The sequence below is a fragment of the Rubrobacter aplysinae genome, from assembly GCF_001029505.1.
In the GTDB taxonomy this organism is placed as follows: domain Bacteria; phylum Actinomycetota; class Rubrobacteria; order Rubrobacterales; family Rubrobacteraceae; genus Rubrobacter_A; species Rubrobacter_A aplysinae.
Genome location: NZ_LEKH01000003.1, coordinates 40,273 through 60,795, shown reverse-complemented (window position 1 = coordinate 60,795; position 20,523 = coordinate 40,273). Strand labels below are relative to the sequence as shown.

Below are 20,523 nucleotides of genomic sequence, written 5' to 3'. Positions count from 1 at the left end.
CCCTGCCACGCCCGGGCCGCGAAAAACACGACAAACCTTGTCGGATATGGGTTAGAATACTGGCTTCTACTGGTTTAGAGGTTTTTAGAGTCTTAGAGGCTTTAGAGGCCGTGATCCGGTCCGCTGCAGGGTGGCCGGACGAACAGGAGGATCTTATGACGCAGGGAGCGGAGCAGGCCATAAAAGAGAAGGGTTACGCCCATCCGGATGCCCTGGTTACCACGGACTGGGTGGCCGAGAACCTGAATGACTTGGAGAACATCCGCATCGTGGAGTCTGACGAGGATGTGCTCCTCTACGAGGTGGGGCACATACCGAACTCCGTGAAGATAGACTGGGTCGAGGATCTCAACGACCCCATAACCCGCGACTATCTGGAGCCCGAGGACTTCGCCGAGCTCATGCAGCGCAAGGGTATCGGCCCCGACACCACGGTCGTGTTCTACGGCGACAAGAACAACTGGTGGGCCACCTACGCGCTGTGGGTCTTCCGGCTCTTCGGCCACGACAACGTCGTGGTGATGGACGGCGGCCGCGTGAAGTGGGAGGCCGAGGGCCGCGAGTTCACCCAGGCCGAGCCCGATCTGCCGAGCGCGAGCTACCCGGTCCCCGAGCGCGACGACGAGCGTATACGGGCCTTCAAGTCCGACGTCGAGCAGCACCTGAAGGACAAGGGCCGCGACGGCGCCCGGATGGTGGACGTGCGCTCGCCCGGCGAGTTCAGCGGAGAGCTCCTGCACATGCCGGACTACCCGCAGGAGGGCGCGCTGCGCGGCGGCCACATCCCCGGTGCCGCGAACGTGCCGTGGGCGCGGGCCGTCCGCGACGATGGCACGTTCAAGAGCGCCGACGAGTTGCGGGAGATCTACGCCAACGAGGCCGGAGTCTCCGAGAGTTCCGACGAGGTCATAGCCTACTGCCGCATCGGGGAGCGTTCGTCTCACACCTGGTTCGTGCTCAAGTACCTGCTCGGCTACGACAACGTGCGCAACTACGACGGCTCCTGGACCGAGTGGGGCAACGCCGTCCGCGCCCCCATCGAGAGGTAGCGGGGTTGTCTACCTCGGACCGCAAAGAGCGTGTAGCGAAGCTGGTGGAACACGCGGGGAGCGACGCCTACCGGGGCGAGCTGGAGGATGCGGACGTCGCCCAGCCCGGCGGCAGCCCCGAGTGCGGCGGATCGGTGACCGTCTACCTCAAGGGCGAGGGGGAGGGTGTAGAGGCCCTCTCCTTCACCGGCGAGGGCGACACCATCAGCATGGGCTCCGCCTCCATCCTGATGCAGCGCGTCCACGAAGAGGGGCTCGGCATGCAGGAGATACTGGACCTCGACTACGAGGAGTTCGTGGATGGGATCGGACGCGAGGTCGTCGGCTCCCGCACCCGCAACGCCACCCTCGGTCTCAGCACCCTCAAGAACGCCGTAAAGCGCTACCGCCGCGAGACGAACGCCGAAGCGTCGAGGATGAGCGGCGCCGCCTGTTCGTAGACAACCAGCACTATTATCGGAACCGCGGCTAACCGACTATACGTCTATCGGTTAGCCGAGATCCTTGTCTAGTCTCCTGTGCCATAGAGGCGCAAGACCGATTGGCGAACCTGTACCCGATCTACGTCTAGGTTATAAAAGATCCGCGACGCGCCACCCTCCCGCTCTTCTAACAGGCCCAAAAGCAGGTGCGACGGATCTATGACGCTATGCCCGAGCTTGCTTCCCTCTTGCCTTGCCTGCTCCACTACTCTTCTCAAATGCGGCGTAAACGAAAACTCTATCTCCTCTTCCGCTCGCGGGTCCGGTATCCACGTTTCCTCCACCTGATCCCGAACCTTGCGCAGGGTGACGCCGAACTCTCCCAGACACCACGCCACCACGTTCTTCCGTCTCTTCTTGTGCTGGAGAAGCCCCAGTAGCAGATGTTCAGTGTCTACCCGGACGCTGCTGTATCCCCCTGCCTCTTTACGGGCGATCTCCACCGACCGGTGGACACCCTCTACTGCGGGCAGCTGCCCAGACGTGTGCGCTACCTCGCTCATCGCCACTCCTCGATAGCGTGGAATATAGTTACTTGCGTTTCTATTATTGCACGCTTCCTGCCATCTCCGACGAGTTACGCGACGACCCGCCCGCTGGTCTAAACTGCGAGGCCATGACAGACTCACGCAGCAGCGGTCCATTGTGGGGTGGGCGCTTCGGCGCCACCCCGGCAGAGGCTTTTCAGCGCATAAACGCCTCCATACCCTTCGACGTGCGGCTTGCCCCGTACGACATACAGGGCTCCATGGCTCACGCCCGCATGCTCGGTCGGCAGGGGGTCATCTCCGAGGAGGAGGCCGCGGAGCTGGTGCGAGGGCTAGAGGAGGTGCTCGCCGAGGTGCGCCGCGGCGAGTTCCGGTGGACCCTCGAAGACGAGGACGTACACACCGCCGTCGAGCGTCGGCTGCGCGAGGTGGTGGGGGACGTCGCGCTCAAGCTGCACACCGGGCGCAGCCGCAACGACCAGGTCGCGCTAGACCTGCACCTGTTCTGCCGCGAGGCGGCGGATGAGATAAGAGCCGGGCTGCTCGAATCCATGCGGGCACTCGTGGAGGTCGCCGGGCGTGAGCGGGGTACGATCATCCCCGGCTATACCCACCTCCAGCGCGCCCAGCCGTTGTTGCTCTCGCACCACCTGCTCGCACATTTCGAAGCCCTAAAACGTGACCTGCGGCGGTTCGAGGCGGCGCGGGAGGCGGCGGACGCCTCGCCGCTCGGGGCCGCCGCGCTCGGCGGGACCCCGCATCCCACGGACCCGGCTTCCGTGGCAGGAGAGCTCGGGATGCGGCCGCCGGTAAACTCGCTCGACGCCGTCTCCGACCGGGACTTTGCCCTGGACCTGCTGTACGCCTGCGCCACGCTCGGGGTACACCTCTCGCGGCTCGGGGAGGAATGGGTGCTGTGGAGCAGCGCCGAGTTCGGCTTCGTCACCCTCGATGACGCCTACTCCTCCGGTTCCTCGATAATGCCGCAGAAGAAGAACCCCGACGCCCACGAGCTAATGCGGGGCAAGTCGGGACGGCTTATCGGAGACCTGAACTCCCTGCTCGTCACCTTGAAAGGTTTGCCGCTCGGCTACTCCAAGGACCTGCAAGAAGATAAAGAGCCCATCTTCGACGCCGTGGACGCCGTCGCCGCAATGCTCGCCGTGTTGCCCGAGACCCTGCGCACGGCAACATTCCACCCGGAGCGCATGCGGGCGGCTGCCGGAGGCTTCTCGCTGGCTACGGAGCTCGCCGACTACCTCGCCGCCCGCGGCGTGCCGTTCCGGGAGGCCCACCGGGCGGTCGGTGAGCTGGTGCGCCGCTGCGAGTCGCGCGGCGTTACGCTGGAGGAGGCTACGGGTGAGGAGCTTACAGCCGCCCACCCCGAGCTCGCGAGCCTGCCACGCGAGGTGCTTACCCCACACGGCAGCGTCGGGAACAAGAAATCTCTCGCTTCCACCTCGCCGGACTCCGTTGAGCGGCAGCTAGAGAGGGCGCAGGAGTTCCTGAGTTCTATGTAGAGGGTCGCGTGGGAGAGAGGGCAGAGGAAAGGGCATCTAAGGAGCGATGGTAGTTTCTTTAGTCTGGATATGCGCTCGGGTAGACTGCTTCCATGGCAGGTCAGAAGAGGAATAAGAGGGCTGCCGGAGAAGGCTCAAAGCCGATCAAGCGCAAGGACGGGTGCTGGATGGCGAGGTACACCGCCTATACCTTAAAGAGACTCAAGCGTAAGACAGTCTACGGGCGAACCGAGTCGTTGGTGCCGGGACAGTCGCTTGAGCGTTGCGAACATTTTACAGAGACTAGCATTCTGAGTGCACGAAGGAGCCTTATATGCGTATAGTCCAGATGTCCGACATACACGTTGGGTCCGGGCTTTTCCGGCCTGATTTACTGACGGCGGCGGTGGACGAGGCGAACGCTATTGAGCCGGATCTCGTCGCCATAGCCGGGGACCTTACGATGGAGGGCTATAGCTGGGAGTTCGAGGAGGCCAAGGAGTATCTCGACCGGCTAACCTGCCCGCACGTCGTGTACGTAATGGGCAACCACGACGCAAAGAACGTCGGCTACCGGAGCTTCGAGGACCTGTTCGGGCTGCGCGAGGGGGCGCGTGTGATCCCGGTCCCCGAAGGCGAGGCGAAGGTGGTCGCGCTCGATTCCACCAAGCCCGATCTCGACGAGGGGGAGGTCGGCCGCGAGCACTACGCGTGGCTGGACTCCGAGTTCCGGGGCTGGGATCGGGGGCCGAAGATACTCATCGTCCACCATCACATCCTCGCCGTGCCCGGGACCGGCCGCGACGAGAACAACCTCCGCGACGCCGGGGACGTGATGGCGATACTGCGCGAGGTCGGGGTGGACATGGTCCTCTCCGGCCACCGGCATGTCCCCTACGTGTGGAGCATCTCCGGCGTGCGCATAGTCCACTCCGGCACGGCCTCCAGCATGCGCGTGCGCGGCTCGATGCCGCCCTCGTATAACGTAATAGAGTTCGGCTCCGAGGGCGTGGACATTACCCTTAGAGAACCCGGAAAAGGCGCGGCGGGTGAGGAGCCCCTGGCGAGCTTCGCCCGGGAGGCCGTAAAGACCAGCCGCTTCTACCCGGACTTCGACCGCTACGTCCGCTACGACACCCTGCCGTTCTGATGGTCCGGGGTCTCGAAAAGGGCCGGGGTAAAGCCCCCGGCCCTTCGTACGGTATCCGTCCCCGCGGCTAGGCCAGCGTGGCGTTTACCCGGATCTCGACGTTGCCCCTGAGGGCATTCGAGACCGGACAGAGCTGCTCGGCCTCGCCCGCCGCGCTCTCGAAGCTCGACTGGTCCATCCCGGAGACCTGACCCTGCACGTCTAGGTCTACGGCCGTGATCTTGAGTTGCGCGTCGTCGAAGTAGCAGGTGGCGTCCACCGTGAGCCGGTCCGGGGCGCTGCCCTTCTCGTTGAGCACGTTGGAGAACGCCATCGCGTAACAGGTCGCGTGGGCCGAGGCGATCATCTCCTCCGGGCTCGTCTTGCCGTCCGGGTTCTGGACCCGCGAGGCGAAGGTTACGGGCATCTCGTCTATGGCCCCGCTACCGCCGCTCACGTTGCCGCTGCCCTGCTGCAGGTCGCCCTCCCAGACGATCCTCGCGTTACGCTCTACCGTAGCCATGGATTACCTCCTGCTCTCGTGCCCGCCGTCGGGCAATTATTTTAATTGTACGCCATTAAATCACGAACAACATGACTTACGTGTTCGATACAGAGGATACTGCTGGATGCAGCGGCTCGTACCGCTTCCGTATCGCTTCTGGGTGCGCCCTCCTGGTGGCTCTTGTCGCTTTGGATCATCGCTTTGCGTAGTCCTGCAGAATGCTCTTGCCCAGGCTTACGCAGAGTCCGGCCAGGATCACGGTGAACGGCACCGCTCCTATGACCGCCGCCCCCTGCAGTGACCGGCTGCCGCTATCCAGCAGGAGTACGGCGGCGAAGCAGCCCCCGAGAGCCGACCACATGAGCCTTACGAGCTTTGGCGGGTAGAGGGTCCCGCCGCAGGTCGTGCTACCGAGCATGAAAGAGGCCGAGTCCGCGGAGGTTATAAAGAGCAGGCCGATCACGAGCACGATAAACAGCGGGACTATACCGGAGAGCGGGAGAGTGTCGAACACCTCGAAGGTTACCAGAGCCTTGCTCGACCCGGCGAGCGAGGCGAGGTCCTGGCGGCCGGAAAGCTCCAGCCACAGAGAGTTACCCCCGAAGACCGAGAACCAGAAGAAGCTCACCACGCTCGGGACGAGCACCATGCCGGCCACGACCTCCCGGATCGTCCTGCCCCGGGAGATCCGGGCGATGAACGTTCCCACGAAAGGCGACCAGGAGATCCACCACGCCCAGAAGAAGAAGGTCCACTCTTCGGCCCAGCCCGGGCTCCCCGGCGCCCCGGAGCGGAGACTCATGGGGATTATGCCGGAGAGATAGCCGCCCAGGGACTCGCCGAACGTCGTTATCAGGAAGAGCGTCGGCCCGAAGATTAGCACGAACACGAGCAAGAGCCCGCATACCCCGGCGTTCAGCAGGCTCAGTATGCGTATCCCGCGCCCGAGCCCGGTGGCCGCCGAGATCGCGCACACCGTCATCAGGCTCGCTATGATCGCCACCTTCACGTAATACACCTCGGGGACGCCCAGCGTGAGATCCAGCACGCTGTTCAGCTCCCGGGTGCCGAGCCCGAGCGAGGTAGAGACGCCGAAGAGTATAGCCAGCACCGACAGCACGTCTATTATCTTGCCCAGAGGCCCCTCGACCCGGTCTCCGAGCAGGGGATACAGCGCGGAGCTTATGAGCACCGGCCTGCCGTGCCTGAAGCTCACGTAGCCCACGGCTATCGCGACCGCCGCGTAGAGCGCCCACGCGTGCAGCCCCCAGAACAAAAACGAGTAGCGCATCCCCAGCCGGGCCGCCTCCCCGGAGCCCGCCCCCACCGCCGCGTACGGAGGGTCGGAGAGGTGTATCAGGGGCTGCGCGGTACCCCAGAACAGAAAGCTCAGCCCGACGCCGGCGCTGAGAAGCATCGCCACCCAGGAGAGCCACCCGAACTCCGGCCTCTCCTCGCGTCCGCCCAGCCGCAGCTTGCCCGCGGGGCCAATACCGAGAAAGAGGACGAAGACCAGCACGCCGACCACCACGATCAGGTAAACCCAGCCGAAGGTCTGCAGCACGATCTCCAGCACCCACGTTGTCACCCTGGAGAGGCTGTCCCGGGATAGCGTGCCCCACCCGACGAAGGTCAGCGCGAGCGCCAGCGAGATGTAGAACACCGGGCCAATCTCAAACGCCCTGGTATCTTTTGCTCGTTCTGCTTGGTCTACTCGTTTTGCTCGGTCTGTTCTCCGCAAGCAGAGCACCTCTTCTGTTGGCGACACCCGAACCCCTGCGAGTCTTTACGGGATCTTTACGGGAGTATGGGTATCGTAATGTCGGACGGCCAGATGTCAAATATTACGAAGTCATTATGAGATCCGGGCTGTGATGGGCCAGGGTCTAAAACAGGTCTCGTAAGAGGGTGCGGAATGCTATCTTGGTCTCGTCTGCCGGAGCGGATAGACGAAACAGGCCAGGCGAAACGGACAAAAACGACGCAGGCCAGGCGAGTTAGGAGCCAGATGACTGTCAGCGGGGTCCCCCGGGTTACGTTGCACGACGGCGGCTTGATCCCGCAGCTGGGTTTCGGGGTGTACAAGGTAGAGCCCGAGGAAACGCGGCGGGCCGTAGGCGAGGCGCTAGAGGCCGGGTACCGGCACGTGGACACGGCCCAGATGTACGGCAACGAGCGGGAGGTCGGCGAGGCCATAAGGGCCTCCGGGTTGGAGCGCGGCGACGTATACGTTACCAGCAAGCTGGATAACGGTTTCCACGAGCCCGAGGACGCCCGCAAGGCTTTCGAGAAGACGCTCTCGGAACTTGGCTTTGACTACGTGGATCTCTTCCTGATCCACTGGCCGCTGCCGAACCGGTACGGTGGGGACTTCGTCTCTACCTGGAATACCCTGGAGGAGTTCCGGGCCGACGGCCGGGCGCGTTCTATCGGGGTGTCGAACTTCCAGCCGTCCCACCTGGAGCGGCTGGCCGCCGGGAGTGACACGGTACCGGCGGTGAATCAGATCGAGTCGCACCCGTACCTGACCAACGATAGGGTAAGAGACCACTGCCGGGAGCGGGGGATCGCCGTGGAGGCCTGGTCGCCGCTTGCGCGGGGCGGGGTGCTCGAAGAGCCCGCCGTCACGGCCGTCGCCGGCAAGACGGGAAAGACCCCGGCGCAGGTGGTCCTCAGGTGGCACATACAGCGCGCCAACATCGTCTTCCCGAAGTCCGTCACGCCGTCGCGCATCAGGGAGAACTTCGACCTGTTCGACTTCGAGCTGAATCCCGGCGACATGGAGGCCATTACCCTCCTCGACAGGGGAGAGGAGGGGCGGGTCGGCTCTCACCCGGACGCCTGAACCTGGCCTAGCTCCGGTCCCCCCGGTCCAGGTACTCGATGCCGGCGGCCTGGCCGCTCTTCTCGAAGGCCTGGCGCAGCACGTCCCGGCCCTCCGCAAGCTCCTCCTCGGAGCGGGATTTCTCCTCCACCGTCCTCACGGACTCCTCGATGGCGCTCTCGTCGAACTTTATGTTCGGGATGGTTATGACGACCTCCCGGACCTGACGGAAGATGAAGTCGGGCTCGCCGGAGTAGACCCAGCCCTTGCGGGCCAGGACCCAGGCCCAGCCCTTCATCCGGATGGTGTTCTCGATGTCCTCCTCCTCGAGGTTGAACATCTCGATGCGCATCCGGTGCTCGGTTATTACCTCGGGCTTTATGCGGACTATCGGGGTGCTCATATAGCCCAGCTTAACTCAAAATAGCCCGAGCTACTCCAGGAACCCGTTATTTTCGAGGTAGTCCTCGGCCACGTCGGCCGGGTCCTCGTTGTCCAGGTCCACGCGGCCGTTGAGGTTGCGGATGTCGTTTACGCCGAGGGACTCGGAGACGGGGTTCACTACGTCGGCGACCCTCGGATGCTCGTCGAGGTAGCTCTGGTCTATGACCGGGGCCGCGTAGTAGTAGGGCCAGATGTCCTTCTCCTCGTCTAGCACCACGAGGTCGTCGGAGAGGAGCTGGGCGTCGGTGGTGAAGCCGATGGCGGCCTGGGCGTCGCCCTGCTTGAGCGCCTGATACCGCAGCCCGAGGCTGTCTACCAGGGTTACCTCCTCGAAGTTTACGTCGTAGTTGTCCTTCACGTTCGGGAAGCAGGCCGGGTTCTCCTGGCACTCCCCGAAGGATGCGAGGGTGAGCTCGTCCGAGACCCCCGCGAGGTCCTCAACGGTCTCCAGGTCGTACTCCTGGGCGACGTCCTTTGGCACGGTTATGGCGTAGCTGTTGTTGTAGTCCACCGGGGCCAGCAGGGTCGCCGCGGGGTCGCGCGACTCGTAGCCTTCCTCGGCGGCGTCGTAGGTTGCCTGCGGAGAGGGATAATCAGCGTCCTCCTCACCGAGGGCCTGCACGAGCGAGGTGCCGGTGTACTCCGGGTACATGGTCAGGTTGCCGGACTGCAGCGCCTGATCCAGGGTGGTTACATTGCCGAGGTCGAGCTTGCGGTTTACGTCGAAGTCCTCTTCTTCGAGGACCTGGGCGTAGAGTTCGCCGAGGACCACCTGCTCGGTAAAGTTCTTCGAGCCGACCGTGATGCTCGGGCCGCCGGAGGAGCCACTCCCCCCGCAGGCGGCGGCCAGCGGGACCACGGTAAGCGCGAGCAGTCCGGCGAGCGTTATCCTGAGCTTCTTCACGCTCGTATTGCTGGGGGTGTTCCTGGTAATCATCTCCTACCTTCCTCTCTTAGCTCTCTTTTTTGCCACTTTCAGGCCTTTCGGCGTCGACAGCCGCTCAAGGCCGCCGAACGCGAACTCCGCGGCGATGGCCAGCACCGCCACGGGGATTGCCCCGGCGAACATCGTCGGGTAGCCGAAACCGGCGAGACCCTGCACGATAAAGACCCCGAGCCCGCCGGCGCCGATAAACGTCGCGAGCGTGGCCCCGGCGACGACCTGCACCGCCGAGGTGCGGATTCCGGCGAAGATCACGGGCGCCGCTATCGGGAGCTGGACGCTCGTGAGTATCTGCCACTCCGACAGCCCCATGCCGCGGGCCGAGTCTATTACCTTGTTCTCGACCTGGTTCAGCGCCGTCACGGTGTTTATGAGGATCGGCGGTATGGAGAGTAGTATCAAGGCTATCTCCGCCGGCCAGAACCCGAGGCCGAAGATGACCAGGAAAAAGGCCAGTAGCGCGAGATCCGGGACGCCGCGTCCCAGGTTTGCGACGTTTATGGAGAGGAGCGCGGTCCGCGGGTAGCGACTGACGGCTATGGCCAGCGGCACCGAGATGATTATCCCCACCAGGAGCGCGAGCGCGGAGAGCTTTATGTGCTGGGCAACGGCCTGGCTCCACTCCGGGCTCTGTAGCTGCTCTACGAACTCCCGTACGAACGCGCCCATCCTAGACGCCCCGCGCCCGCCGGGCCCAGGGCCTGAGGCGGCTCTCGACGCCGTGCAGGCCGAGGTCTGCCGAGACCGCTATCACGACCGTCAGCAGGGCCCCGACGATTATCTGGGTAAAGAACAGGCTGTCTATGCCGTCGAAGATCAGGGTCCCGAGCCCCCCGCCCCCGATAAACGCCGCGATGCTGGCGATGCCGACGACGGTCACGGTCGCTATGCGGACCCCGGCCACGATCACCGGCAGGGCCAGCGGCAACTCGACGCCGAAGAGTATCTGGCGTTCGGTGAGGCCCATACCGCGGGCGGCGTCTATGGTCTGGTCCGGCACGGAGTCGAGGCCGGTTACGACGTTGCGGATCAGGACCAAGAGCGAGTAGGCCGTGAGGGCTATGAGTACCGGCGTTACACCCGTTCCCACCAGCGGTATCAGGAGGACAAAGAATGCCAGGCTCGGGATGGTGTACAGGATGCCGGTGACGGCGGTGGTCGGGGGGTACAGCCAACGCCGGCGGTGACAGAGTATGCCCACGGGCAGGGCTATGGCGAGGGCGAGCACGACCGGGATCAGCGCGAGCAGCAGGTGCTGCAAGAACGCCGGGAGTATGTCGTCAAAGAGGTTTGAGGAGATCCAGCCAAAGTCTATTAACGGCGGGTTCTCGTCCTCCAGGGTAAACTCGTTATCCACCTCTGATCACCTCCAACCCTACCTGGCTTCCCTAACTCCCGGTCTCCGAGAGCTGGCGGATGGTGTCGAGTGAGATCTCGCCCCGCTCCTCGGGGGTATCCTCCTCGGAGTACACCACGCCCCTTTCGGAGCCAGAGCCTATAAGCTCCGAGAGCGCCTCTCTGAGGCTCAGGCTCCCGTTGATGCGGGGCAACGAGCCCGCCGGAGAGCCGTTCAGGGGTTCGAGCGGGGCCTCTGCCACGCGGGTTAGCGAGAGCCGCTTTAGGGTCCGGTCGGTGCCGATAAAGGAGGCCACGAACTCGGAGGCGGGGTCGGCGAGTATGTTCTCCGGGGTGTCGTACTGGGCCAGGATGCCGCCCTCTCCGAGGATGGCGATGTGGTCGCCCATCTTTATGGCCTCGTCTATGTCGTGGGTGACGAAGACGATGGTCTTCTCGATCTCCTGCTGTATCCGCAGGAACTCGTCCTGGAGCATCTCGCGGGTGATGGGGTCCACCGCGCCGAAGGGCTCGTCCATGAGCATCACCGGCGGGTCGGCGGCCATCGCCCGCGCCACCCCGACGCGCTGCTGCTGCCCGCCCGAGAGCTCCGCCGGGTAACGGTCGCCGTACTGCTCGGGGTCGAGCCCGACGAGCCGCAGAAGCTCCGAGGCGCGCTCTTCGGTCTCGGAGCGGTCCCACTCGAGGAGCTTCGGCACGGTACAGACGTTCTCCCGGATGGTGCGGTGGGGGAAGAGCCCGATCTCCTGTATTGCATAGCCGATCTCACGCCGCAGTGCGGTGGCGCTCATCGCCGTGTTCGGCTCACCGTCTATGAGGATCACGCCGGACGTGGGCTCTATGAGCCGATTGACCATCCGCATCGTGGTTGTTTTGCCACACCCCGACGGGCCGACGAGGACGCATATCTCACCCTCCGGCACGGTAAAGGAGAGCTCCCGGACCACGGACGCCTCTGAGCCCGGATAGGACTTGCTCACCTCCTGGAATTCGATCACGGTATACCTGTACCTCTCCGCGGATAGCGTCCAGTGTCTGGATGGCGGCCAAGCGAAACAAGCCCCAAGTATATTGCAGGAGACCAGAAGGTGTGTAAGTTATCACACGTCGCCCCGGCGGGCGGGCCCGCTCCGTACCCGCCCCACGCCCATACCGTACCCTCTCGCGCCACGTGGTATACCGCTGGAGATGGCTCCCGGCCCCCGCAAACCGACTATAGCCTTCGCGGGCGGCGGACACGCGAACCTCTACTCGCTGCGCCGCGCCGGGGAGCTGGCCGGGCGCGGCTTCGACGTGGTGCTCGTGAACCCTTCGCCCTACCTCTATTACTCGGGGATGGCCACCGGTGTGGTCTCCGGCCTGTATGCCGAGGAACAGGCCCGCATAGACGTGCGGCGGCTGGCCGAGGGCGGTGGGGGGCGTTTCGTGGAGGGCCGGGTGGAGCGCGTGCTGCCGGGCGAGCTGCTGCTCGAAGGTGGCGGCCGCGTGTCCTTCGACGCCGCCTCCTTCAACCTCGGTAGCGAAACCCCGGACGATGGCGGCGACGCCGGTGACGGAGAGGCCGTCATACCGGTAAAGCCCGTGGCAAACGCTGCCCGCATCCGGGACCGGGTGCTCACCCTGATGCAGAGCGGGGACGCCCCGCGGGTGCTGGTTGCGGGAGGCGGGGCCGCCGGATGCGAGGTCGCGGCAAACCTCCTCGCCCTTACAGAAGTTACGAAAGTTGCGGAAGGCCGGGTAAGGCTAACGCTGGCCGAGGCCGGGGAAGGCCTGCTGCCGGACTCCCCGGCCCGGGCGGGGCGCGTGATGCGGGACTCTCTGGAGGGCCGGGGTGCGGAGGTCTTGCTGGAGTCGCCGGTACGCCGGATGGGAGAGGGTGTGGCGCGGGCCGGGAAGCTCGAAATCCCGTATGACCTCTTCGTATCCGCAGTTGGGCTCGCGCCCACGGGCGCGTTCCTGCGCTCCGCGCGATTCGGCGCGGATCTACTTACCGGGGCGGACGGCGGCCTGTGGGTGAACCGTTATCTGCAGAGCGTGAGCCAGCCGGCTCTCTTCGGCGGCGGCGACTCGGTGGCGTTCCGGGGCGGGACGCTGCCGACGCTCGGGGTGTTCGCGGTGCGGCAGGCGCCCGTGATCTTCCACAACCTCCAGGCTTTCCTGCGGGGGGAGCCGCTGAGGGCCTACGAGCCCCAGCGACATTATCTGTACGTCCTGAACCTGGGCGACGGCACCGGGCTCGCCGTGTACGGCCCGCTCGTGTACCGGGGCCGGGCCGCGCTCGCGCTCAAGCATCGCATAGACTCCCGGTTTGTGGAGCTTGAAGAGGTTTAGCCGCGGCTACCGATCCCGAGGAGGATGTAGATCACGAAGTACCCGCCGGCCGCCGCCAGTACCTGCGTGTAGAAAGCGCGGGCGGGTAACAGCATCTGGGCCGGTATCTCCAGCAGCCGGGCCAGGCCGAAGACCGCGTTCGTAACCTGGTTCGTGTCCGGCGCGTAGCCCAGGTACGCGAGGCCCGCGTGGGCCAGGATCAGCAGTACGATCAGGGCTAGTATCGTCCTCAGTAGTCCCAACGGGGCCTCCTCTTCTGTTACTACCGTCAATCCCGACTATGCCATCGGATAAGGTAACCGAAGATCCTGCCTTTACACCACCTCGGTACACCTCGGCCATCTCTTCAACAAGCGTCACACCGGGATACGAGCGGGGATACGGCACGGTTTCCGGAGATCCTCACGGGTTGCTGGAGTTCTGAAGCCCTAAGCTCCTCGAAGATCCGGCGGCGGCCTTTCCGGAGCTCTGTACCTTTGGAGCGGGCGATCAGCCTCTCTGGCTCTGGGAGCGGCGATAGCTCCGCATCGCCGCCAAAAACTCTTCCCAGTCGCGCCCGGGGCTCTCCAGGGCGTTCCCGTACAGGGAGAACTTGTGTACGAGCTCGTTTATGGCCGACTCGTCGTCGGAGATGCAGCGGGGCTCGGCGACCACCAGCACCTCCCAGTCCTCGGCCTCCTTGATGTTGTCTATCGCCTCTTTGAGGCCGGGCTTGTGGTACAGGAGCTTGCCGGGCGCGCCGGGGTCCTCGTAGCGGGCCACGATCTCGTACCCCCGTCCGGCCGCGTAATCTTCGACCAGCCGCCGCTGCTCCTCCGCTCCAGGGAGGGCGCCCTCGGGGTCGGTGCGGATGTAGGTTGCCGCGAGCGTCATACGGCCGGGATGATAGCATGCTTGGGCTTGTATTCGGGCACGGTAACCCGGCTCGTCTGGTATCATCTCAGGCGCGACGGGACGTGGCGCAGTCTGGTAGCGCACTCGGCTGGGGGCCGAGTGGTCGCCGGTTCAAATCCGGCCGTCCCGACTCTGTGCGGATCTGCAGGCGGATATGCGAGGCTTTTGGAGGAGGCTGTTGGATACGATCATCATGCTCTTCGGAATCACGGGCTTTGCGACCGTGATCGCGCTCGTATTCTTCGGCGGCTTCGTGGTGATGGACTACATCTGGGACCGTCTCGGCGGCGACCCGTGATCTTTCCTTATCTTTCCTTGAGCCTCTAGCCCGCACCCGGTTTCTCTACTCTTGCGTTTTCCGCGTTGAGACACCCGATGAACTCCCTGCGGCTGGTGGAGACCGGCCGGCTGCTCCTGCACGAGGCCCGTGAGCCGGCGCGGCTGGCGGCGCTGCGGGAGACGATAGCCGCCGAGGACGTACAGAGCCACCCCGTGATCGCGGCCCCCCACGGCGACGATTATCTGGTGCTGGACGGTGCCCACAGGGTGGGTGCGATCTCCGGTCTCGGGTGTAACCTCGTGCTCGTGCAGGCCGTTGAGCCCCCGGACGAGGCGGAGAGCTGGACCCACGTCCTGGAGGCTCCGGGGATACCGGAGAAGTTGGCCGGACGGCTGCGCTCCCTGGAGCCGGGAATGGAGGGCGTGGAGCTCGCGCGGGGCGCGAGGTGCGGCGGGGAGCTGCCCCTGGGGGTGCTCGCCGCGGTGGAGACCGAGGAAGGGTGTCTCGCGCTCGGGAGCGTGGGGCCCGCCGCCGAGCAGGCCCGCGCCCTCTGGACCCTGCAGGAGGCTTACCCGGAAGGCGCGGCGGTGCGGCGGGTGGTGCCGGGCGAGCCCGTGGAGCCCTCCGAGGACCGGGTGGCCGTCTACCACCGCCGTTTCTCGCTCACGGAACTCGCGGAGGTGGTGCGGGAAGGCGGGACGCTCCCGGCGGGGGTAACCCGTTTCAGGGTCGCCGAGCGGGTGCTCGGCGTGAGATTCCCGCTGCGGTACATGCGGGGCGGAGAGAGAGAAGGTAACGAGGAGCTCGGCCGCTTCGTCGAAAGCCTGCTGCGGCGCGGACGGGTCCGCCGCTACGACGAGCCGGTGGTGATGTTCGAGTAGCCCGGCGCGGGCGTGCCTTGAGTAGATTTTCGGTAGTTCTAAATATGTAACCTGCGGTTCTCGTTCAAGCATTTCAAAAGCATACCGTGTTGTGCTAAATTGCGGCGGTGGTTGAAAGCTGCGTTCCCACAGGGCGGCCGGCGCGTGTCGTATGCCGGTTCTCCCTACCCGGATATGCCAAGCATGTTAATGCTCCGGTGGCGCTATCGGGAGGGGCCGTGTCGCGGCCGAGGTAGGTGAGGTAGACGAGGTCGGGGCACGGCCCCTGGAATGCGCCGGGGCCGAGATCAGCGAGAGATCAGCAAGGGATCAGTAAGCTCAGAGAGGGGCGAAACTTTGACTGCCACGGTTGTACTCGGGTTGGCCTGGGGTGACGAAGGCAAGGGACGGGTCTGCGACGCTCTGGCGGCGGACTCCAGTTACGTCGCGAGGTACTCCGGCGGCAACAATGCCGGGCACACCATAAGGGTCGGCGAGGAGGAGTTCGTCGTACACCTGCTGCCGAGCGGGACGGTCCGGGAAGGGGTCGTATGCACCATCGGCAATGGGGTCGTGGTGAGCCCCGAGGTGCTGGCCGAGGAGGTCGGGAGCCTGGAGAAGCGCGGTTTTACCGACGTGCGCCAGAGGCTCAAGCTGGACGGGCGGGCGCACGTGATCATGCCGTATCACGTGGCGCTCGATAGGGAGCGCGAGAGCTCGCTGGAGAACGACAAGCTGGGCACCACGAACCGGGGTATCGGGCCGTGCTATGAGGACAAGGCCGCCCGCGTCGGCATCCGCGTGCAGGACGTCTTCGACGAGAAGGCCCTGCGCGAGAAGTTAAGCCGGGCGCTCTCCGAGAAGAACTGCCTGTTCGAGAATGTCTACGGGGCGGAGCCCTACGACGCGGACGAGCTCGTGCAGTGGCTCTCCGGCTACAGGGAGCTCATGGAGCCAATGGTCGCCGACACCGGCATGATCCTGCGCGACGGCCTGCGCGACCACCAGCCGGTCTTGCTAGAAGGCGCCCAGGCCGCGCTTTTGGACAATGACCACGGCACTTACCCGTTCGTGACCTCCTCGAACCCGTGCATCGGCGGTGCCATAACCGGAGCTGGGATACCGCCGCAGGAGATCGGGGACGTCATCGGGGTGACCAAGGCGTACGCCACCCGCGTGGGCGACGGGCCGTTCCCGACGGAGCTCTTCGACGAGGTCGGCGAGACGCTCGCGGACGTGGGCCACGAGTACGGCGCGACCACGGGCCGGAAGCGGCGTTGCGGGTGGCTGGACATGGTCTCCACCAAGTACACCGCCGCACTGAACGGGGTGACCCAGATCGCGCTTACAAAGCTCGACGTGCTCTCGGCGGTCGAGGAGATCCAGGTGTGTGTCGGCTACGAGGTGCGCGGTGAGCGGGTCGAGGGCTACCCGATGAGCCAGACCGACCTGCACGACGTGACGCCCGTGTACAAGACCCTGCCCGGCTGGGGCGAGGACATAGCCCACTGCCGCATGCGCGGCGACCTGCCAGAGGCCGCCCGCGACTTCGTGGAGTTCGTCGAGAGCGAGGTGGGGGCCCCACTGTGTATGATTAGCGTCGGGCCCGAGCGGGATCAGGCGATAGTCGAGAAGCCGGGGGCCTAGATGGCGGGATAGAGTAGAGCGTCTAGAGAGTCACAGGAGGAGCTATTGCGCGTAATGGTCGTCGGCAGTGGGGGGCGGGAGCATGCGCTACTCGAGGCGCTCGCCCGTAGCCCGCTGCAGCCGGAGCTTTTCGCCGCCCCCGGCAACCCCGGCATGGCCCGGATAGCCGACACGGTCGACATCGCCGCCGACGACCTCACGGGGCTCAGGGACTTCGCCCGGGACAACGAGATAGACCTCACCGTGGTCGGACCCGAGCATCCTCTTATCTGGGGCATTACAGACTGTTTCTGGGAGGAGGGGCTCAAGGTATTCGGCCCCTCCCGCTCGGCCGCCCGCATAGAGGGCTCCAAGGTCTTCGCCAAGGAGATCATGCGCAATGCCGGGGTCCCAACCGCACCGTTCGACGCCTTCGACATGCCGGAGCCCGCCCTCGCCCGCATCCGGGCCATGACCGACACCGAGTTCCCGGTGGTCGTCAAGGTGGACGGGCCGGTGGCCGGCAAGGGTGTAACCGTTGCCCGCAACCGCGACGAGGCCGCCGGGGCCGTGCGGGAGGCGTTCAGCGGACGTTTCGGCTCCTCCGGGGAGCGGGTCCTCCTGGAGCAGTGTCTCGAAGGCCGTGAAGCCTCGGTCTTCGTCATCACCGACGGCCAGGACATCCTGCCGTTTCTGCCGGCCCAGGACTACAAACCAGCATACGACGCGGGCGAGGGCCCGAACACCGGCGGGATGGGCGCGTACTCCCCGATAGGCTGGATGGAGCCCCAGACCTACGCCGCCATACTGGAAGAGATAGTAAAGCCGACCCTGGATCAGCTATCCCTGATCGGGGCGCGGTACTCGGGGTTGTTGTACGCCGGGGTGATGGTCACCGAGGACGGCCCGCAGGCGTTGGAGTTCAACTGCCGCTTCGGCGACCCGGAGACCCAGGCCTTGCTGCCGCGCCTGGAGACGGACCTGCTGGAGATGATGATCGCCTGCGACGAGGAGAGCCTCGGCGGGTATGAGATCGAGTGGACCGCAGAGAAGGCCGTCTGCGTCGTCCTGGCCAGCGAGGGCTACCCGGAGTCCTCATCGAGCGGGGATGAGATCTCGGGCCTCGACGACCTGCCGATGGGCGTCTACGTGTACCACGGCGCGACCCGCGAGCGGGGGGACTCCCTGGAGACCGACGGCGGCCGCGTCCTGAACGTCGTGGGAACCGGAGAGTCCGTGATAGAGGCGCGGGCCAGGGCCTACGCCGCCGTGGAGCAGATACATTTTCCCGGCATGCAGTACCGTACCGACATAGCACTGGAAGCGATGGAGTTGGAGGACTTTTAATTGGCCAACTCGGGCCCGCAAGTAGGCATACTGGTCGGCAGCGACTCCGACCGGGAGGTGATGGATAAATGCACCGCCCGCCTCGAAGAGCTCGGCGTCGAGTACGAGATTGAGACACGCTCGGTTCACGAGAGCCCCGAGTCCGTCGCCGAGTACGCCGGGACCGCCAAGGACCGGGGCCTGAAGGTCCTGATCTGTGCTTCCGGCATGGCCGCCCACCTTGCCGGTGCCGTGGCCGGACGCACGACGCTGCCGGTTATCGGGGTCCCGATAGCCGCCGGCGCGCTGGGGGGCTTCGACTCCCTGCTCTCCACGGTGCAGATGCCCCCCGGCGTCCCCGTCGCCACCGTCGCGGTAGACGGCTCCACGAACGCCGCCGTGCTCGCCGCCCGGATACTAGCCCTCTCGGACGACGAGCTCTCCCATACCCTGGAGGAGCGCAAGTGATCGAACGCTATAATCTGCCGGAGATGGCCGCCCTGTGGACCGAGGAGGCGAGGTTCCGCTCCATGCTGGACGTGGAGATCGCGGTCTGCCGGGCGCGGGCGGAGCTTGGTGAGATCCCGTCCGAAGAGGTCGAGGAGCTGGCGGAGAAGGCCGACTTCTCCCTGGAGCGCATAGAGGAGATAGAGGCCGAGACCCACCACGACGTAATAGCCTTCGTCTCTGCCGTCTCAGAACAGGCCGGCGACGTGGCCCGCCACTTCCACTTCGGGCTCACCTCCTCGGACGTGCTGGACACCGCCGGGGCCGTGCAGCTAAAGCGGGCGGTGGAGCTGATCCGGGAGGAGGCCCGGGAGCTCGCCGCGCTGCTGGCGAACATGGCGCTCCTGCACCGGGAGACGGTGATGGTCGGGCGCACCCACGGCGTCCACGCCGAGCCGACCACGCTCGGGCACAAGATGGCGGTGTGGGCGTTCGAGATGGAGCGGAACCTGGGAAGGCTGGACCACGCCCATGAGGTCGCCGCCGTCGGGAAGATCTCGGGCGCCACCGGCACCTACGCAAACGTGGACCCCAGGGTCGAGGCCATCACCTGCGAGGGGCTCGGCCTGTCGCCCGCGCTCGCCTCGACCCAGATCGTGCAGCGCGACCGGCACGCCGAGATACTCTCTACGCTCGCGACACTTGGCTCTACTATGGAGAAGATCGCGGTCGAGATAAGGGGTGCCCAGCGCACCGAGGTCCGGGAGCTGGCCGAGCCGTTTGGCAAGGGGCAGAAGGGCTCCTCGGCGATGCCGCACAAGCGGAACCCGATCCTGGCCGAGCGTCTGTGCGGCATGGCCCGCGTCCTGCGTGGCAACGCGACGGTGGGCTTCGAGAACAATGCCCTGTGGCAGGAGCGCGACATCTCCCACTCCTCCGCCGAGCGCATGGTACTGCCGGACTCGACGGGCGTGGCCTTCTACATGCTGCGCACCACCGCCCGCATCCTGCGCGGCCTGGAGGTGGACGCCGAGCGGATGCGGGAGAACCTGGACACCGGCGGCGGCATCGTGTTCTCCGGGCGCGTACTGCTGGAGCTGGTGGAGGCCGGGATGACCCGCGACGACGCCTACGGGGTGGTTCAGTCGGCGGCGATGCGCGCCTGGGAGGGGGGAGAGAGCTTCCGCGAGGTACTGCGGGAGAGCGAAGAGGTGCAGAGTCGGCTCGGCGACGGTCTCGACAGCCTGTTCGATCCTTCTTATCCTTTGAGGAATATCGGGGTGGTCTTCGACCGCGTCGAGGAGCTACGAGAGAGGCTGGACAGTGGCGACTAACGAGGCCGGAGAGATACTGTACGAGGGGAAGGCCAAGCAGGTCTTCGCCACCGACGACCCGCAGGTCCTGCTGCACCGCTACAAGGACGACGCCACCGCCTACAACGCCGCCAAGCGCGGCTCGTGGGAGGGCAAGGGCCGCACCAACGCGATGATGAGCGCGGCGATCTTCAAGTACCTCGAAGAGCACGGCGTCCCGACGCACTTCATAAGCCAGGAGGACGAGACCTCCATAACCACCAAGAATTTGCAGATGCTGCCGGTGGAGGTCGTGGTGCGCAACGTCGCGGCGGGTTCTCTGTCTCGGCTCATCGGGATCGAGGAGGGCACGCCACTCTCGGCCCCGATAGTCGAGCTGTGCCTCAAGAGCGACGAGCTCGGCGACCCGATGCTCACCCACGCCCACTTCCGCGAGCTCGGGGTGCCCGAAGATGACCTCATGTTCTGCGAGGAGCTCGGTTTACGGGTAAACGAGCTTCTAACGAGCTTCTTCGACGAGAAGGGCATTATCCTCGTGGACTTCAAGATAGAGGTCGGGCGCGACCCCGGGGGAGAGCTGATGCTGGCGGACGAGATCTCCCCCGACACCTGCCGCTTCTGGGACAAGGAGACCGGCGAGAAGCTGGACAAGGACCGCTTCCGCCGCGACATGGGCGGCGTCGAAGAAGCCTACGCAGAGATGCTGCGCCGGGTGACGGGCTAACGG

22 protein-coding genes and 1 tRNA gene are annotated in these 20,523 nt (G+C 65.3%); 13 read left to right on the top strand and 10 right to left on the bottom strand.

The genetic code is table 11. From position 1 onward, the window contains the following. Positions 1-155 precede the first annotated feature (155 nt). Together ABD53_RS04305 and ABD53_RS17175 are read left to right on the top strand one after the other, a co-directional pair. Entirely contained in the window at positions 156-1,049 is an 894-nt protein-coding gene (locus tag ABD53_RS04305) for a sulfurtransferase (protein ID WP_047864536.1), read from the top strand. Positions 1,050-1,054: 5 nt separating this feature from the next. Then, entirely contained in the window at positions 1,055-1,489 is a 435-nt protein-coding gene (locus ABD53_RS17175) for an iron-sulfur cluster assembly scaffold protein (protein ID WP_047864535.1), read from the top strand. 68 nt (positions 1,490-1,557) lie between these two features. Here ABD53_RS17175 and ABD53_RS04295 read toward each other — a convergent pair whose 3' ends face one another. Further along, complete coding sequence (locus ABD53_RS04295) at positions 1,558-2,034, bottom strand: Clp protease N-terminal domain-containing protein (RefSeq protein WP_047864534.1); 477 nt, start codon at positions 2,032-2,034, stop codon at positions 1,558-1,560. 113 nt (positions 2,035-2,147) lie between these two features. Here ABD53_RS04295 and argH point away from each other — a divergent pair, with 113 nt between their 5' ends. Together argH and ABD53_RS04285 are read left to right on the top strand one after the other, a co-directional pair. Beyond that, complete coding sequence (gene argH, locus ABD53_RS04290; protein WP_084709292.1) at positions 2,148-3,539, top strand: argininosuccinate lyase; 1,392 nt, start codon at positions 2,148-2,150, stop codon at positions 3,537-3,539. Between the two features lie 313 nt (positions 3,540-3,852). After that, positions 3,853-4,668, top strand: a complete 816-nt coding sequence (locus ABD53_RS04285) for a metallophosphoesterase family protein (RefSeq protein ID WP_053057664.1) — start codon at positions 3,853-3,855, stop codon at positions 4,666-4,668. A gap of 67 nt (positions 4,669-4,735) precedes the next feature. Here the strand turns inward: ABD53_RS04285 and ABD53_RS04280 are convergent, their stop codons facing one another. Together ABD53_RS04280 and ABD53_RS04275 are read right to left on the bottom strand one after the other, a co-directional pair. Further along, on the bottom strand, positions 4,736-5,170 hold the full coding sequence (locus tag ABD53_RS04280; protein WP_047864532.1) for an OsmC family peroxiredoxin: 435 nt from the start codon (positions 5,168-5,170) through the stop codon (positions 4,736-4,738). Between the two features lie 175 nt (positions 5,171-5,345). Beyond that, a complete protein-coding gene (locus ABD53_RS04275) occupies positions 5,346-6,815 on the bottom strand; it encodes a BCCT family transporter (RefSeq protein ID WP_047864531.1) in 1,470 nt (489 codons plus the stop codon). Positions 6,816-7,160: 345 nt separating this feature from the next. Here ABD53_RS04275 and ABD53_RS04270 point away from each other — a divergent pair, with 345 nt between their 5' ends. Next, positions 7,161-7,997: an aldo/keto reductase gene (locus ABD53_RS04270; RefSeq protein WP_047864530.1), complete on the top strand. Its 837-nt coding sequence runs from the start codon at positions 7,161-7,163 to the stop codon at positions 7,995-7,997. Positions 7,998-8,004: 7 nt separating this feature from the next. On the opposite strand, the gene ABD53_RS04265 is transcribed toward ABD53_RS04270, so the two are convergent. Genes ABD53_RS04265 through ABD53_RS04245 form a run of 5 tightly spaced genes read right to left on the bottom strand, consistent with a single transcriptional unit; the run spans position 8,005 to position 11,717 of the window. Then, positions 8,005-8,379: a hypothetical protein gene (locus ABD53_RS04265; RefSeq protein ID WP_047864529.1), complete on the bottom strand. Its 375-nt coding sequence runs from the start codon at positions 8,377-8,379 to the stop codon at positions 8,005-8,007. Positions 8,380-8,409: 30 nt separating this feature from the next. Then, positions 8,410-9,357: an ABC transporter substrate-binding protein gene (locus ABD53_RS04260; protein WP_053057663.1), complete on the bottom strand. Its 948-nt coding sequence runs from the start codon at positions 9,355-9,357 to the stop codon at positions 8,410-8,412. A 3-nt stretch (positions 9,358-9,360) separates the two neighbouring features. Further along, a complete protein-coding gene (locus tag ABD53_RS04255; protein WP_047864528.1) occupies positions 9,361-10,032 on the bottom strand; it encodes an ABC transporter permease in 672 nt (223 codons plus the stop codon). 1 nt (position 10,033) lies between these two features. Beyond that, positions 10,034-10,720 carry an ABC transporter permease gene (locus ABD53_RS04250; protein WP_200900276.1) on the bottom strand — a complete coding sequence of 229 codons (687 nt, stop codon included), beginning with the start codon at positions 10,718-10,720 and terminating at the stop codon, positions 10,034-10,036. A 31-nt stretch (positions 10,721-10,751) separates the two neighbouring features. Beyond that, positions 10,752-11,717 (bottom strand): ABC transporter ATP-binding protein, encoded by a 966-nt coding sequence (locus ABD53_RS04245; protein WP_047864527.1) that lies wholly within the window; start codon positions 11,715-11,717, stop codon positions 10,752-10,754. 190 nt (positions 11,718-11,907) lie between these two features. Here ABD53_RS04245 and ABD53_RS04240 point away from each other — a divergent pair, with 190 nt between their 5' ends. Further along, on the top strand, positions 11,908-13,050 hold the full coding sequence (locus tag ABD53_RS04240) for an NAD(P)/FAD-dependent oxidoreductase (protein WP_047864526.1): 1,143 nt from the start codon (positions 11,908-11,910) through the stop codon (positions 13,048-13,050). On the opposite strand, the gene ABD53_RS04235 is transcribed toward ABD53_RS04240, so the two are convergent. Further along, positions 13,047-13,292, bottom strand: a complete 246-nt coding sequence (locus ABD53_RS04235) for a hypothetical protein (protein ID WP_047864525.1) — start codon at positions 13,290-13,292, stop codon at positions 13,047-13,049. The two genes, ABD53_RS04240 and ABD53_RS04235, sit on opposite strands and share 4 nt — an antisense overlap. A gap of 247 nt (positions 13,293-13,539) precedes the next feature. Next, positions 13,540-13,923: a recombinase family protein gene (locus ABD53_RS04230; protein ID WP_047864524.1), complete on the bottom strand. Its 384-nt coding sequence runs from the start codon at positions 13,921-13,923 to the stop codon at positions 13,540-13,542. Between the two features lie 77 nt (positions 13,924-14,000). Between ABD53_RS04230 and ABD53_RS04225 the strand changes: the two genes are divergently transcribed. From ABD53_RS04225 to purC, 7 genes are all read left to right on the top strand, one after another. Next, positions 14,001-14,074 (top strand) — tRNA-Pro (locus ABD53_RS04225). 245 nt (positions 14,075-14,319) lie between these two features. Continuing rightward, positions 14,320-15,105, top strand: a complete 786-nt coding sequence (locus ABD53_RS04220; RefSeq protein WP_047864523.1) for a ParB N-terminal domain-containing protein — start codon at positions 14,320-14,322, stop codon at positions 15,103-15,105. Between the two features lie 336 nt (positions 15,106-15,441). Beyond that, positions 15,442-16,731: an adenylosuccinate synthase gene (locus ABD53_RS04215; protein WP_047864522.1), complete on the top strand. Its 1,290-nt coding sequence runs from the start codon at positions 15,442-15,444 to the stop codon at positions 16,729-16,731. A gap of 54 nt (positions 16,732-16,785) precedes the next feature. Next, the gene (gene purD, locus ABD53_RS04210) at positions 16,786-18,057 is read left to right on the top strand and encodes a phosphoribosylamine--glycine ligase (protein WP_235401359.1); all 1,272 of its coding nucleotides are present in this window, start codon (positions 16,786-16,788) and stop codon (positions 18,055-18,057) included. After that, a complete protein-coding gene (gene purE, locus ABD53_RS04205; RefSeq protein ID WP_084709289.1) occupies positions 18,058-18,504 on the top strand; it encodes a 5-(carboxyamino)imidazole ribonucleotide mutase in 447 nt (148 codons plus the stop codon). It abuts the gene before it with no gap. Beyond that, the gene (gene purB, locus ABD53_RS04200; RefSeq protein ID WP_047864520.1) at positions 18,501-19,817 is read left to right on the top strand and encodes an adenylosuccinate lyase; all 1,317 of its coding nucleotides are present in this window, start codon (positions 18,501-18,503) and stop codon (positions 19,815-19,817) included. Before purE ends, purB begins: the two co-directional genes overlap by 4 nt. Next, a complete protein-coding gene (gene purC, locus ABD53_RS04195; protein ID WP_047864519.1) occupies positions 19,807-20,520 on the top strand; it encodes a phosphoribosylaminoimidazolesuccinocarboxamide synthase in 714 nt (237 codons plus the stop codon). The genes purB and purC overlap by 11 nt, the downstream gene beginning before the upstream one ends. Positions 20,521-20,523 lie beyond the last annotated feature (3 nt).

Bases quoted from the DNA above. Each gene is read 5' to 3' on its own strand.
- purD (WP_235401359.1), top strand. From the start codon at position 16,786: ATGGTCGTCGGCAGTGGGGGGCGGGAGCATGCGCTACTCGAGGCGCTC.
- ABD53_RS04270 (WP_047864530.1), top strand. From the start codon at position 7,161: ATGACTGTCAGCGGGGTCCCCCGGGTTACGTTGCACGACGGCGGCTTG.
- ABD53_RS04230 (WP_047864524.1), bottom strand. From the start codon at position 13,923: ATGACGCTCGCGGCAACCTACATCCGCACCGACCCCGAGGGCGCCCTC.
- ABD53_RS04240 (WP_047864526.1), top strand. From the start codon at position 11,908: ATGGCTCCCGGCCCCCGCAAACCGACTATAGCCTTCGCGGGCGGCGGA.
- ABD53_RS04295 (WP_047864534.1), bottom strand. From the start codon at position 2,034: ATGAGCGAGGTAGCGCACACGTCTGGGCAGCTGCCCGCAGTAGAGGGT.
- ABD53_RS04260 (WP_053057663.1), bottom strand. From the start codon at position 9,357: ATGATTACCAGGAACACCCCCAGCAATACGAGCGTGAAGAAGCTCAGG.
- ABD53_RS04255 (WP_047864528.1), bottom strand. From the start codon at position 10,032: ATGGGCGCGTTCGTACGGGAGTTCGTAGAGCAGCTACAGAGCCCGGAG.
- ABD53_RS04280 (WP_047864532.1), bottom strand. From the start codon at position 5,170: ATGGCTACGGTAGAGCGTAACGCGAGGATCGTCTGGGAGGGCGACCTG.
- ABD53_RS04220 (WP_047864523.1), top strand. From the start codon at position 14,320: ATGAACTCCCTGCGGCTGGTGGAGACCGGCCGGCTGCTCCTGCACGAG.
- ABD53_RS04265 (WP_047864529.1), bottom strand. From the start codon at position 8,379: ATGAGCACCCCGATAGTCCGCATAAAGCCCGAGGTAATAACCGAGCAC.
- ABD53_RS04285 (WP_053057664.1), top strand. From the start codon at position 3,853: ATGCGTATAGTCCAGATGTCCGACATACACGTTGGGTCCGGGCTTTTC.
- argH (WP_084709292.1), top strand. From the start codon at position 2,148: ATGACAGACTCACGCAGCAGCGGTCCATTGTGGGGTGGGCGCTTCGGC.
- ABD53_RS04305 (WP_047864536.1), top strand. From the start codon at position 156: ATGACGCAGGGAGCGGAGCAGGCCATAAAAGAGAAGGGTTACGCCCAT.